Raw genomic sequence first — 12,736 nt, 5'->3', positions numbered from 1 at the left:
ACAATGCCTTCTCTCTTAACGTCTTACTCGATAACCCAAACATCATAACTTGTATCAAACTTCCTCCCATTCACTCCCTCTGCTGTCACGGTATTTATCCGTCATGACAGAAGATTTATGTCCCAGTAATTTCTGCGCGAAATCCTTACCCCTCGCTTCACTGTACAGCCTCGCGGATAAACTTCTGATTTCGTGAAATGAGGGCGGTGTACCCTGCCATTTCAAACCGGATTTTTCTCTTGAATCTGCAAACCCTGTCGATAGAAGTCCCTGACTAAAACACGTTTTCGTCCTTCCCACAAAAACATAATGTTCACCCTTTATGTGTTGCCGACAATCATTGAGAATGCCTTCAACGTTTTTATCAATGATTGCCAAACTCAAGGTTAAGGGTATCGCCAGTTTCATCCCGGTCTTCTGTTGCTGTAACCACCATTTTCCGTCATGAATATCTTTCCACTGCATCTGCCGGATGTCCCCCATTCGCTGACCTGTGAGTAAGGCTAAATCCATGCTTAACCCCACCCACGGTGGTCGCTGATTGGCAACCTCTCTAATCACGAGAAACGCTTCCAGTGATAAGCGCTCACGCCGTACTTGTACACGAGGATTCCTTGTGGCTTCTACCGGATTCGCTTCCAGATGACCTTCTGCAATCGCTTCATTAAACATATCGATAAGTACACTACGGATTAACTTTGCACTGGCGTTTTTACCTTGCTCGGTGTAACTGTTTAAAAAAATAGCAATCTCTTTGGTGGTCAGTGTACTCAATATCCTATCAGGGAAAGCATGAGCGACGGGCGCTAATCTTTTTTGGTAGTCCTGAATCGTCTTAGGACGAAGACCACGTTGGTGCAATTTTTCCGTAAATTGGGCTATCCATTCTGTCACCGATAGCGTATTGCCCGTATTGCCCACGTTGATTCTGTCTACCAGGCTATGGCGTTGGTCAAAAATCTGCATGTTCATGGCAATCGCTTCGTTGATCGCGATACGTTTCACGCTCCCTACGCCGTATTCCTTACCTGTGCGGGGGTCTCGGTAGCAATAGTAACCGTTATTGCGGACATACAGATTGGGCGGCAGGTCTCGGTTAGCCGGCTTTCTTTTGCGTGCCATGATACAGTCTCTCCATTAAGCGTTTTCCGGCGTAACTGGCGGGGGTTGTTGGGTCAATTTTTACGGCATGCGCCTCGACGAGATATTCTCGGCCCTCGCGCCGCGGTGGCGGTTGGATGGCACCAGAGCGGACCCATCGACGTACTTGTTCCATGCAACGCGGGCGAGGCTGGTTTTGATTCCATTGCTTGAGGCTGATTTCCATAGCAGCGCTTTCCTTATCAACGTTAAAAATGTCATGACCTCGTCCGTGTTGTAGACGGAAGAGTTATAGAGGGTCATGTGAATAACTTTATTTTAAGAATAAAAAATAATGAGAGGAATAATCAATATCAATAAATAATAGCGTCTTTCATTGTTATGAGGGGGTAGTATTAAAATAGGGTCTTCTCTTTATAGGTCGAATAATGAGGCAATCATATAAAATTTATCAAATAAAAATAGCCTTGATGAAGAAGGCTATTTTATTTATTCTGTAATAAAATCCATTTTCAATTTTTCAATGTGGCAATAATCGTGTCTTTGGCTATTTCACCATAATGGTCGATAAGGTATTGAGCAAAATGAGCTGCAGTGATTTTATATTCAGAGTGAGCACTGATAGATGCGGCAAAGGTTTCAAGTGCTTGGTGAAGTGTTGCGCCAATATAAATCATCTCTGACGGTTTTCTCATTACTTCTTGTAACATAACGCTTCCTTTTTTTAGAGATAATATGTAAGTACTCCACTTGTATTGATAAGACGAAGCCCTTCGCTAAACGCATTATTTTTCGAAGAAGCAATAAAATGGTTTTATGGCAATCGATGTGTAGGCTTTTTTCTCTTTTTAAACCAACTTCTTAATCGAGTAAACCAATTTTTCTTTTCATTTCGCTTAGCTTCCAATACCTTATCTTTTAACGCTCGTTTTCTCGCTCTGCTCTGTCTGTTGCTCATAAGAAAACCTCCTACTCAATACACTGTATCCCAGGACGTATAAACGCGTGGGGAACAGTGCGGTCAAAGCCGGTTTGATGACAAAAATGTTTAAAGTCCAGCAATGAATGCACTTTCGCCTTTTGGTATAGAATACGAATTCTATTTTCTATTGTGCGATGAGAACGTGCCAATTTTTTACCTATTTCCTTGGCACTCATCGTGCGTAATAAATAAAAGACTATCCTCAGTTCAGATTGTGTGAAGAGATTCGAGGGCGGTTCCAATAATAGCGTGGCAGTCAGCTTGTCCACGTAGTGTGGCAGTGAAATAATAGCCAGTTTTCTGCCATAAAAAACGGTGCCGATGCATTTCTTTCTTTTATTATGCAACGGAAAGGTTTCGTATAAATAAGGTTGCAGTTTCTGTTCACGACCAAAAAAATGCGTTTTAATGAGGGTAATTTTTTGCCCGCTTTTTATAACCTCTCTTTCCAATTTTTGAGTTATTAAAGAAAATTCTGCAATACACGTAGGAAGTTCATCATCACGCCGCCCTATCACATCAAATCCTTGTGGCAAATTGAAAAAGTCAAAAAAAGCACGATTGGTATAAATAAACCGTGAGTCACAGTTTTTTATTCCCCAAACATCTTGACTATTTTCCATCATTTGATGTCAGAGACAATGAACGTAACGACAAGTTAATCTTATTCATAAATTATTCTATGAGTTTTTTTTTGTTTTTTTTCGTGCACATGAGTCGCGAATAAAATAGATAACCGATATTAAAATAAGCGGGGCTAATAGGATGAGAAAAGGCACCGTCATCCAGAATACAACGTTTTCAATCACGGGATTGTTCATCACGGTTTCTCCTTTGAAGTAACATCGGCTTTTGCGTTAAAAATGCGCCTTTTTTCCAATGCAGATTGGAACGTATTAATTACTTAAGCCAGATAATACTAAAGGGAACAAACGGGATGCTGTAGGTGCCTTTAAGGCACCTATGCTCCTATTTTTATTTTGTAGTACGGGTTTGCCGTTGCTATTTAACAGAACGAGAGTCCATTCATTTTACACATTGCTGCAAAGCAAATAACACAAGACGCACATGGAAGATAGTGAGTAGACCATGAAGTGAACGAGGCTCAAATTTGATTTTTGCCGCCTCCAGTGTCTGTTTCACCACTTTGTACGAAATTGATCGCAATTCTGAAATTTCTTTTTGTGACACACCCAAAGAGAACAGCATCGCCGTTTCAAATTGCACCGGTGTTAATTCAGGAAACACTTCCCGTAATTCAGGAAATTGGGTAATATCGATGTTAGCCATTGTAGCCTCCGCTAGAGGTTATGGTGGTTAGCTGACAGGGGTGGCTGAAGACCACTTCTGTTAGCGCTAGGGTTAATTGATGTAAACGGTGATTACGTTGCCGTTGTTGTTTTGCAATTTATTGTGAATGTTATGTTTTCATTGGCAGCTTATTTTTGCGATAGAGATAAAACAATCGAATTGCCCCTTTGCGCAGTAAAACCGGTCGGTACTTGATAAAGTCATCACCGCTATGAATGCTGATTTTATGTTGATGTTCCGTCAAATATCGGTCACGCGCATAAGAGGTTGCACGCCAGCGGGTATGGGATTTACTTTCGTTATAAAGCCAATTTCTTTTCGCCAAACAGTGATTAATCTGTTGTGTATTAATACCGTTGAGCATTTTGCAAAATTGAGGGATCGTCATCCCTTCTTTAAAGAGACTTTTTAACGCGTGTAATTCCTCTTCCTGTTCTTTATTTACTAAGGCCAGTCTCATTTTTTCGCGAAACTGCTCTGCCCATGCCATAGCCGCAACCGGTGGATCTTCGAAATTAGGCAATACGCAGACAGGCCGTGTTGCTTGCTCTTCTAGCTCCCGCCAGCGAGTGGCGACTTTATGGCGAAGTGGAATACTGTAACCCATGACCAATGTCATGGTTAAATCCTGGTCAAGTAAATATTCCTGATAGGTGCGACGACTGGCGTCTTTGTAATCGGCGGAAAAGTCCGCCGATTGAATAGTGAGCACTTCAAACATTTTTCTACAGTCATAAAGTACGTCCTTATGCTGTTTACCCGTTAGTCGAGCAATTTCGCGGCTAGACATTTTTACCTGTTGATAGATAGTGATGACATTTGACATGCAGAATTCCTTGCAAGTGAATTGCGATTAATGACTTCCGGTACGTTACCGAAGCGGAAGATTAATTAAGCTTTGATGTTGCGTCAGCGGGGGGCTTTGCTTCTATTAACAAAATTAACGAATACCATCCCATCTTTGAAACAGTCACAAAGACGGCAGGCTAAAGGTGAATTTAGTTTTATTGAAGGCGTATAGTTGCTCGCTATCTGACCATGACACGCTATGGACGTAAAAAAACCGCACTACTCGCGTATGCGGTATTCGCTAGTTAAGGGTATTTAACACCTTTAACGCAATATTCCCCGAGGCTGAATCATCATTCAACCCGTCCGGGTATAGCAAGTGTTAAGACACCTTAATGTAGCAATACTTCAATATTTTTAATATCTTGGTCAGAAAGTCCAGTAGCCGTTTTAATTACATCGCGATTTATCCCTCGAGAGAGAAGTTCTTTCGCAATTTTTAAGGATGCTTTTTTTTCACCCTGTTGCATGCCCTGTTGCATGCCTTGTTGCATGCCTTGTTGCATGCCTTGTTCCAGACCTTGTTCTATGCCCCGTTTTTCGCCCCGTTTTTCGAGTTGTTGTGCAATTGTCATAATGTCCTCACGGTAAGTGGGTGTCTGATCCACGAGCGCTTTGAAGAACTTTTCAGTATTCTTCGTTTCCCCTTGGTAGGTGATATAATAGAGCAAAGCGTGGAACAATTCACGGTTTGTATAACCTTTATTCAATAGTTCTGCAATGGGTCCGACAATGTTTATCATATCACGCATGTAAATGTGTTTTTGCACCAGTTCCATCAACGCCACATGGCCGTGTGTCATGATTTCCTCATCAGGAATAACGCTAATATCCACCAAAGGAAACGGCTTGGTGTAGATTTCTCTGGCTAGCTCCGGGTCAACAAAACAATCCATCAAATCCCTGCTGTAAGGATAGGGCCGCCTTTTTCCGTGATAAAACAATATCGGCACCACAATAGGTAATTTTTCGTTCGGGTTTTTGTCAAAATATTTTTGCCAAATCCCCACACAATAGCGTAATTCACGAAACGTCATCAAAAGTTGCGGGTTGCTTTGATGTTCGATAATACACTGAATGTACGCCTTGCTGCCGTCGTTCATCTGCATTGAATAAACAATATCAGAGAAATATTGTCTCAAATTTTCATCAACAAAGGAGCAATCTTCTACTTTCAGTGTAGAAAGGTCACATTTCTCCAAAATAGCGGGCGGTAAATGTGTTTTCAAAAAGTCTCGTGCCACCTCAAGATTGCCCAAAAACTTCTTACAGAAGGCGTCGTGAGGAGAAATTATTGCTTTCATCGCTTTATCCTAAGCTTAATATAACGACGTTTCAGAAAGGCATGCCCTGGATCATACCATCTTTGCCCCTGTTTTGATGTTGACGACCACTTTTTTCCGTGGCGTTATTTTCAAGCTGCCCGCCCATAAGTTTTAATCTCTGCGATTTCACGTTCAAGTTCCTGCAGAAACTGACGTACTTCTGTTTCAATTTCCTTGCCGAGTGCCTCATCAAAGTGAATGCGCTTCTTGAAGTAAGCCAATTCCGGTGGCAGTCGATTATCAAAACTGACAAAGTCACACCATTTGCGCCCTGTACACAGCATTTGCGCGTGCATTTGCAGGAAATATTCTCTTTTGAGTTCGCCGGTTCTTAATGTCTTCAGATGCGTCCAGGTTTTGGGGCATTTAATCTCGATCAGGCCATCGTCGTTAACCAGTCCGTCGGGACTGGCCGCAAACCCCTCGATGGTAGGGTGGTCGACGAGACCCACCTCCGTGACCTCTACTGCAAATTCACGCAAGATGTAAGCCTCACGGGCGACGGGTTCCAGTGCCGTCCCGTGCTTCATATCGAGCGTGACAAAGGTGTCTTCCCGTTTCCCCGTCAGGCGTTGGCAAATCAGCTCGGCCCTGTATTTTTTTCGCGTTGCGGCATCGCCGGTTTTGACTTTTGCCATCACCTCTGCCAATTTGCTGGCCGTCACTTTGCCGCTTCTTGCAGCAAACCAGGCTTCTGTTCGTTGTTCCATTTTTACCTCGATAAATTGTCTTGTCATCAAAACGGAGAACCCCTCGTAGAGTAGGTCTCTGGTTTGACATCATCTCCCCAGCGACCTCTCGTCAAACCGTGCTTGCAGTTTTCCCGCACACGGCTTTCCGACTGTCTTCTTTCCACAGCGTTACGACGGCACAGGTCGGGCATACCGACTCCCTTCATCTCCGGTTACGGACAGGCTGTACAGCTTAAACAGCCCGTGGTAATCGTAGAACCAGGACGGCGGGTGGTCCCTCCACCCCTTACCCCGTTTCTTGTGCTTCTTCCGCAACATGATGCAGAGTGTCCATATCGTGTAATTCGCTATGCTCAAGAAATGCTTCCTTGAATTACCTGTCTTGAAGTAATTCCCCCATCCGCGAAGAATCGGGTTTACCTTTTCTTTCAACAATGTGGGCCAATCCCAGTGCTGCCCTTTTCGGACAACATCACGGATTTTCTGCTTAACAGACTTCATAGCCTTGGGAGTCGGATAGTAAAAGGTCTTCAACTCGCCCGTCACTTTCGATGGTTGAACTGCGAACCTGTGACCTAGAAAGTCAAACGGCTCTTTCATGGCATTAACTATCCGCGTTTTCTTGGCATTAAGCGTCAACCCAAGTCGGTCTAAGACTTTCTTGGCCTGATCCAGATAAAACTCCGGGCGCTTGCTGCACAAAATCACAAAATCGTCGGCATATCGCACGATATGAGCATCATGCGGACGTTTACCGAACGCCTTTTTCTCCCACGTCGAATCAAGCCAGTGCAGGTAGAGATTAGCGAGCAAGGGAGAAATTACTCCGCAAACAATCTGGCAAACTTCTGCCATATGTTTTGTCTGATCCTGCTTCTAGGCTGGTATCATTCCCGGGATTCACCCGAAAAACCACCACAATTTCATCACGATAAATTTCTATCCGTTTCACCAGCGCACGCAGAATTTCTCGCTTCATCAGAAAATCGTCCGTACTCAGGCGTTCCGTGACCGCAGCAGCAAAATCCTCCACCCGGTTAACCAGTAGCAGCAACTCATGCTGGTTCTCTGTGGCCTGTTTCACCTTCACTCTCTGGCGCGCAAGTTCCGCCAGCCTGAGCGTCATCACTCTGATCCGTGGTTCAAAGTCTGTTTTGCCAATCAGCCCTTCGGCAAAACTATCAATCAATCGGGATCGCCCCACGTTTAGCTGATTTTCTTGCTTTTTCAGACGCTCAGCATCTGCGGTCTGTCCACTGTGCTCTGACGCCTGCGTTAGACGCTGCTCATATTCTTTTTTCAGCCGTTCCGGCTCAGACAGCAGCGCAATGACCTGTGCCCAGACCGTTTCATCCAGCATGGATGTCCTGACCTGTTTATTGTCACACACCCGAATGCCCCCAAAGCGGTAAGCATCCGTCCCAGTACAGTGGTAATAAGAATACTGCGCCCCCCCTTTTGCCGCAGATTTACTGACTTTTTTGCCATAATACGCATAGCGACAGTGGCCGCACACAGTCAGCCCCTGTAAGAGATAAGCGGCTCCCCGGCGCCCCTGTCGTGCATGTCGGCGGTTTTCTTCCAGCTGTTCGTTGACCGTCAAGAAAAGAGCGCTGTTGATGATGGCAGGCACAGGGATCCCGATGCCGTCATCCGGCTTACTTCGTATTACTGAATAACCGTTCTTGAGGATATCTGCACTGTTGCGCGCTGCTCTCACCCGGGGACGGGGGGCGCAGTTTTTCGTTTTTCCGAACACAGCAAGTCCTTTGTAAGCGGGGTTCTTTAACATGCCCCATACCGTACTGCGGTCCCAGCCGGGTTTGCCGGTGGCGCTTTCTATGCCTTTCTCAGCCAGACGTCTGACCACACCGCCTAGACTCAGGCGCTCTATGCCCGCCCAACTAAATATCTTCCTGACCACGGAGGCTTCATGAAGGTTGACAATATACTGTGCGGGTGTCCCGTCCGGCTGCCTGCGGATATACCGATAACCGTAAGGTGCACCGGAAAGGACACCGACATTACCACAGCGTGCACCGTGAAGCTTACCACGCCGGTTGCGCTCCATAATCTTTGCCCGCTCATATTCAGCAAACATCCCCTGCATCTGCAGAAGCATCATGTCTTCCGGCGTGTCGCCGGGGGTGTGACAGATAAAGATAACCTCCACGCCGCAGGCGCTGAACTCTTCCATCAGCAGAGCCTGATAGGCGTATTTACGGTCTAGCCTGTCGGGCGACAGGATGTACAGGCATTCAATATCGCCTGCCGCCGCGTAGTCCCTCAGGCGCTCTAGTTGCGGGCGGATAAGTGTAGCACCGCTGACACCATCATCGATAAAGAGCATGGCGTCAGGCAACACGTGGCCGTCCTCACGGATGCGGTCCTTGATTGCTGCAAGCTGACTGCCGATGGTGCCATTTTTTACCTGTTGCCCGGAAGAAACGCGGGCGTAGAGTGCGACCAGTGCCTTGTTCATAACATTTTGCTCCGTCTAGCGGTTGAGCGGGCAGGAGCCCGGTGAGGTTTGGCCTGGGCCTGGTCGTGAGGGGTAAGCACGTGGTGGTTAACGGGAGTCAGCTGTTCATAAACATCCGTCAGCTGGTCGTCAGAAAACCGGCTGGGCTCGAAAGTGATACGTACGTGTTGTGAAAATGGCTTCGGTTTCATTGCTGAGGGTCACTCCGTGTGCCGTTATCAGTCTCAATAACGAGGGAAAACTCAGTGATGCTCCCATCCGGATGACCAGACTTGAGGCAGCGCCGGTGAAAACGCAGGCCCCAGCTTACGCGAAAGTTTGCACTATTGTTTGCGGAGTAATTTCTCCCTTGCTCGCTAATCTCTACCTGCACTGGCTTGATTCGACGTGGGAGAAAAAGGCGTTCGGTAAACGTCCGCATGATGCTCATATCGTGCGATATGCCGACGATTTTGTGATTTTGTGCAGCAAGCGCCCGGAGTTTTATCTGGATCAGGCCAAGAAAGTCTTAGACCGACTTGGGTTGACGCTTAATGCCAAGAAAACGCGGATAGTTAATGCCATGAAAGAGCCGTTTGACTTTCTAGGTCACAGGTTCGCAGTTCAACCATCGAAAGTGACGGGCGAGTTGAAGACCTTTTACTATCCGACTCCCAAGGCTATGAAGTCTGTTAAGCAGAAAATCCGTGATGTTGTCCGAAAAGGGCAGCACTGGGATTGGCCCACATTGTTGAAAGAAAAGGTAAACCCGATTCTTCGCGGATGGGGGAATTACTTCAAGACAGGTAATTCAAGGAAGCATTTCTTGAGCATAGCGAATTACACGATATGGACACTCTGCATCATGTTGCGGAAGAAGCACAAGAAACGGGGTAAGGGGTGGAGGGACCACCCGCCGTCCTGGTTCTACGATTACCACGGGCTGTTTAAGCTGTACAGCCTGTCCGTAACCGGAGATGAAGGGAGTCGGTATGCCCGACCTGTGCCGTCGTAACGCTGTGGAAAGAAGACAGTCGGAAAGCCGTGTGCGGGAAAACTGCAAGCACGGTTTGACGAGAGGTCGCTGGGGAGATGATGTCAAACCAGAGACCTACTCTACGAGGGGTTCTCCGTTTTGATGACAAGACAATTTATCGAGGTAAAAATGGAACAACGAACAGAAGCCTGGTTTGCTGCAAGAAGCGGCAAAGTGACGGCCAGCAAATTGGCAGAGGTGATGGCAAAAGTCAAAACCGGCGATGCCGCAACGCGAAAAAAATACAGGGCCGAGCTGATTTGCCAACGCCTGACGGGGAAACGGGAAGACACCTTTGTCACGCTCGATATGAAGCACGGGACGGCACTGGAACCCGTCGCCCGTGAGGCTTACATCTTGCGTGAATTTGCAGTAGAGGTCACGGAGGTGGGTCTCGTCGACCACCCTACCATCGAGGGGTTTGCGGCCAGTCCCGACGGACTGGTTAACGACGATGGCCTGATCGAGATTAAATGCCCCAAAACCTGGACGCATCTGAAGACATTAAGAACCGGCGAACTCAAAAGAGAATATTTCCTGCAAATGCACGCGCAAATGCTGTGTACAGGGCGCAAATGGTGTGACTTTGTCAGTTTTGATAATCGACTGCCACCGGAATTGGCTTACTTCAAGAAGCGCATTCACTTTGATGAGGCACTCGGCAAGGAAATTGAAACAGAAGTACGTCAGTTTCTGCAGGAACTTGAACGTGAAATCGCAGAGATTAAAACTTATGGGCGGGCAGCTTGAAAATAACGCCACGGAAAAAAGTGGTCGTCAACATCAAAACAGGGGCAAAGATGGTATGATCCAGGGCATGCCTTTCTGAAACGTCGTTATATTAAGCTTAGGATAAAGCGATGAAAGCAATAATTTCTCCTCACGACGCCTTCTGTAAGAAGTTTTTGGGCAATCTTGAGGTGGCACGAGACTTTTTGAAAACACATTTACCGCCCGCTATTTTGGAGAAATGTGACCTTTCTACACTGAAAGTAGAAGATTGCTCCTTTGTTGATGAAAATTTGAGACAATATTTCTCTGATATTGTTTATTCAATGCAGATGAACGACGGCAGCAAGGCGTACATTCAGTGTATTATCGAACATCAAAGCAACCCGCAACTTTTGATGACGTTTCGTGAATTACGCTATTGTGTGGGGATTTGGCAAAAATATTTTGACAAAAACCCGAACGAAAAATTACCTATTGTGGTGCCGATATTGTTTTATCACGGAAAAAGGCGGCCCTATCCTTACAGCAGGGATTTGATGGATTGTTTTGTTGACCCGGAGCTAGCCAGAGAAATCTACACCAAGCCGTTTCCTTTGGTGGATATTAGCGTTATTCCTGATGAGGAAATCATGACACACGGCCATGTGGCGTTGATGGAACTGGTGCAAAAACACATTTACATGCGTGATATGATAAACATTGTCGGACCCATTGCAGAACTATTGAATAAAGGTTATACAAACCGTGAATTGTTCCACGCTTTGCTCTATTATATCACCTACCAAGGGGAAACGAAGAATACTGAAAAGTTCTTCAAAGCGCTCGTGGATCAGACACCCACTTACCGTGAGGACATTATGACAATTGCACAACAACTCGAAAAACGGGGCGAAAAACGAGGCATAGAACAAGGTCTGGAACAAGGCATGCAACAAGGCATGCAACAAGGCATGCAACAGGGTGAAAAAAAAGCATCCTTAAAAATTGCGAAAGAACTTCTCTCTCGAGGGATAAATCGCGATGTAATTAAAACGGCTACTGGACTTTCTGACCAAGATATTAAAAATATTGAAGTATTGCTACATTAAGGTGTCTTAACACTTGCTATACCCGGACGGGTTGAATGATGATTCAGCCTCGGGGAATATTGCGTTAAAGGTGTTAAATACCCTTAACTAGCGAATACCGCATACGCGAGTAGTGCGGTTTTTTTACGTCCATAGCGTGTCATGGTCAGATAGCGAGCAACTATACGCCTTCAATAAAACTAAATTCACCTTTAGCCTGCCGTCTTTGTGACTGTTTCAAAGATGGGATGGTATTCGTTAATTTTGTTAATAGAAGCAAAGCCCCCCCGCTGACGCAACATCAAAGCTTAATTAATCTTCCGCTTCGGTAACGTACCGGAAGTCATTAATCGCAATTCACTTGCAAGGAATTCTGCATGTCAAATGTCATCACTATCTATCAACAGGTAAAAATGTCTAGCCGCGAAATTGCTCGACTAACGGGTAAACAGCATAAGGACGTACTTTATGACTGTAGAAAAATGTTTGAAGTGCTCACTATTCAATCGGCGGACTTTTCCGCCGATTACAAAGACGCCAGTCGTCGCACCTATCAGGAATATTTACTTGACCAGGATTTAACCATGACATTGGTCATGGGTTACAGTATTCCACTTCGCCATAAAGTCGCCACTCGCTGGCGGGAGCTAGAAGAGCAAGCAACACGGCCTGTCTGCGTATTGCCTAATTTCGAAGATCCACCGGTTGCGGCTATGGCATGGGCAGAGCAGTTTCGCGAAAAAATGAGACTGGCCTTAGTAAATAAAGAACAGGAAGAGGAATTACACGCGTTAAAAAGTCTCTTTAAAGAAGGGATGACGATCCCTCAATTTTGCAAAATGCTCAACGGTATTAATACACAACAGATTAATCACTGTTTGGCGAAAAGAAATTGGCTTTATAACGAAAGTAAATCCCATACCCGCTGGCGTGCAACCTCTTATGCGCGTGACCGATATTTGACGGAACATCAACATAAAATCAGCATTCATAGCGGTGATGACTTTATCAAGTACCGACCGGTTTTACTGCGCAAAGGGGCAATTCGATTGTTTTATCTCTATCGCAAAAATAAGCTGCCAATGAAAACATAACATTCACAATAAATTGCAAAACAACAACGGCAACGTAATCACCGTTTACATCAATTAACCCTAGCGCTAACAGAAGTGGTCTTCAG

The 12,736-nt window shown here is 45.6% G+C and carries 15 protein-coding genes; 4 read left to right on the top strand and 11 right to left on the bottom strand.

Features of this window, described 5'->3' with window-relative positions; all coding sequences use genetic code 11:
• Window positions 1-54: 54 nt before the first annotated feature.
• From CCS41_RS04275 to CCS41_RS04230, 11 genes are all read right to left on the bottom strand, one after another.
• A complete protein-coding gene (locus CCS41_RS04275) occupies window positions 55-1,122 on the bottom strand; it encodes a tyrosine-type recombinase/integrase (protein ID WP_119797253.1) in 1,068 nt (355 codons plus the stop codon).
• Entirely contained in the window at window positions 1,097-1,276 is a 180-nt protein-coding gene (locus CCS41_RS04270; protein ID WP_240313846.1) for an excisionase, read from the bottom strand. The genes CCS41_RS04275 and CCS41_RS04270 overlap by 26 nt, the downstream gene beginning before the upstream one ends.
• A gap of 337 nt (window positions 1,277-1,613) precedes the next feature.
• The gene (locus CCS41_RS04265; protein ID WP_119797251.1) at window positions 1,614-1,811 is read right to left on the bottom strand and encodes a hypothetical protein; all 198 of its coding nucleotides are present in this window, start codon (window positions 1,809-1,811) and stop codon (window positions 1,614-1,616) included.
• Window positions 1,812-1,915: 104 nt separating this feature from the next.
• A complete protein-coding gene (locus CCS41_RS15575; RefSeq protein ID WP_162859985.1) occupies window positions 1,916-2,059 on the bottom strand; it encodes a hypothetical protein in 144 nt (47 codons plus the stop codon).
• Between the two features lie 11 nt (window positions 2,060-2,070).
• Window positions 2,071-2,709, bottom strand: coding sequence for a helix-turn-helix transcriptional regulator (locus CCS41_RS04260; RefSeq protein WP_240313845.1), 639 nt, complete (start codon window positions 2,707-2,709; stop codon window positions 2,071-2,073).
• A 400-nt stretch (window positions 2,710-3,109) separates the two neighbouring features.
• Complete coding sequence (locus CCS41_RS04255; protein WP_119797145.1) at window positions 3,110-3,373, bottom strand: helix-turn-helix transcriptional regulator; 264 nt, start codon at window positions 3,371-3,373, stop codon at window positions 3,110-3,112.
• A gap of 130 nt (window positions 3,374-3,503) precedes the next feature.
• A complete protein-coding gene (locus CCS41_RS04250; protein ID WP_119797248.1) occupies window positions 3,504-4,220 on the bottom strand; it encodes a Rha family transcriptional regulator in 717 nt (238 codons plus the stop codon).
• Window positions 4,221-4,575: 355 nt separating this feature from the next.
• Window positions 4,576-5,547: an Rpn family recombination-promoting nuclease/putative transposase gene (locus tag CCS41_RS04245; RefSeq protein WP_119797250.1), complete on the bottom strand. Its 972-nt coding sequence runs from the start codon at window positions 5,545-5,547 to the stop codon at window positions 4,576-4,578.
• Between the two features lie 110 nt (window positions 5,548-5,657).
• Window positions 5,658-6,278 carry a lambda exonuclease family protein gene (locus tag CCS41_RS04240; RefSeq protein ID WP_119797720.1) on the bottom strand — a complete coding sequence of 207 codons (621 nt, stop codon included), beginning with the start codon at window positions 6,276-6,278 and terminating at the stop codon, window positions 5,658-5,660.
• A 150-nt stretch (window positions 6,279-6,428) separates the two neighbouring features.
• Entirely contained in the window at window positions 6,429-7,115 is a 687-nt protein-coding gene (locus CCS41_RS04235; protein ID WP_119797220.1) for a group II intron maturase-specific domain-containing protein, read from the bottom strand.
• Complete coding sequence (locus tag CCS41_RS04230; protein WP_119797219.1) at window positions 7,063-8,742, bottom strand: recombinase family protein; 1,680 nt, start codon at window positions 8,740-8,742, stop codon at window positions 7,063-7,065. Before CCS41_RS04230 ends, CCS41_RS04235 begins: the two co-directional genes overlap by 53 nt.
• A gap of 175 nt (window positions 8,743-8,917) precedes the next feature.
• On the opposite strand from CCS41_RS04230, the gene CCS41_RS04225 reads away from it, so the two are divergent.
• From CCS41_RS04225 to CCS41_RS04210, 4 genes are all read left to right on the top strand, one after another.
• Window positions 8,918-9,736 (top strand): group II intron maturase-specific domain-containing protein, encoded by an 819-nt coding sequence (locus tag CCS41_RS04225; protein ID WP_119797721.1) that lies wholly within the window; start codon window positions 8,918-8,920, stop codon window positions 9,734-9,736.
• Between the two features lie 150 nt (window positions 9,737-9,886).
• On the top strand, window positions 9,887-10,507 hold the full coding sequence (locus CCS41_RS04220; protein WP_119797720.1) for a lambda exonuclease family protein: 621 nt from the start codon (window positions 9,887-9,889) through the stop codon (window positions 10,505-10,507).
• Window positions 10,508-10,617: 110 nt separating this feature from the next.
• Complete coding sequence (locus tag CCS41_RS04215; RefSeq protein ID WP_119797249.1) at window positions 10,618-11,577, top strand: Rpn family recombination-promoting nuclease/putative transposase; 960 nt, start codon at window positions 10,618-10,620, stop codon at window positions 11,575-11,577.
• A gap of 356 nt (window positions 11,578-11,933) precedes the next feature.
• Complete coding sequence (locus tag CCS41_RS04210) at window positions 11,934-12,650, top strand: Rha family transcriptional regulator (protein WP_119797248.1); 717 nt, start codon at window positions 11,934-11,936, stop codon at window positions 12,648-12,650.
• Window positions 12,651-12,736 lie beyond the last annotated feature (86 nt).

Source organism: Candidatus Fukatsuia symbiotica, from assembly GCF_003122425.1.
GTDB lineage: Bacteria > Pseudomonadota > Gammaproteobacteria > Enterobacterales > Enterobacteriaceae > Fukatsuia > Fukatsuia symbiotica.
This window is presented reverse-complemented; position numbering and strand designations above follow the sequence as displayed.

Coding starts and splice junctions, on each gene's coding strand:
- CCS41_RS04275 (WP_119797253.1), bottom strand. CDS start 1,122: ATGGCACGCAAAAGAAAGCCGGCTAACCGAGACCTGCCGCCCAATCTG.
- CCS41_RS04270 (WP_240313846.1), bottom strand. CDS start 1,276: ATGGAACAAGTACGTCGATGGGTCCGCTCTGGTGCCATCCAACCGCCA.
- CCS41_RS04265 (WP_119797251.1), bottom strand. CDS start 1,811: ATGTTACAAGAAGTAATGAGAAAACCGTCAGAGATGATTTATATTGGC.
- CCS41_RS15575 (WP_162859985.1), bottom strand. CDS start 2,059: ATGAGCAACAGACAGAGCAGAGCGAGAAAACGAGCGTTAAAAGATAAG.
- CCS41_RS04260 (WP_240313845.1), bottom strand. CDS start 2,709: ATGATGGAAAATAGTCAAGATGTTTGGGGAATAAAAAACTGTGACTCA.
- CCS41_RS04255 (WP_119797145.1), bottom strand. CDS start 3,373: ATGGCTAACATCGATATTACCCAATTTCCTGAATTACGGGAAGTGTTT.
- CCS41_RS04250 (WP_119797248.1), bottom strand. CDS start 4,220: ATGTCAAATGTCATCACTATCTATCAACAGGTAAAAATGTCTAGCCGC.
- CCS41_RS04245 (WP_119797250.1), bottom strand. CDS start 5,547: ATGAAAGCAATAATTTCTCCTCACGACGCCTTCTGTAAGAAGTTTTTG.
- CCS41_RS04240 (WP_119797720.1), bottom strand. CDS start 6,278: ATGGAACAACGAACAGAAGCCTGGTTTGCTGCAAGAAGCGGCAAAGTG.
- CCS41_RS04235 (WP_119797220.1), bottom strand. CDS start 7,115: ATGGCAGAAGTTTGCCAGATTGTTTGCGGAGTAATTTCTCCCTTGCTC.
- CCS41_RS04230 (WP_119797219.1), bottom strand. CDS start 8,742: ATGAACAAGGCACTGGTCGCACTCTACGCCCGCGTTTCTTCCGGGCAA.
- CCS41_RS04225 (WP_119797721.1), top strand. CDS start 8,918: ATGGCTTCGGTTTCATTGCTGAGGGTCACTCCGTGTGCCGTTATCAGT.
- CCS41_RS04220 (WP_119797720.1), top strand. CDS start 9,887: ATGGAACAACGAACAGAAGCCTGGTTTGCTGCAAGAAGCGGCAAAGTG.
- CCS41_RS04215 (WP_119797249.1), top strand. CDS start 10,618: ATGAAAGCAATAATTTCTCCTCACGACGCCTTCTGTAAGAAGTTTTTG.
- CCS41_RS04210 (WP_119797248.1), top strand. CDS start 11,934: ATGTCAAATGTCATCACTATCTATCAACAGGTAAAAATGTCTAGCCGC.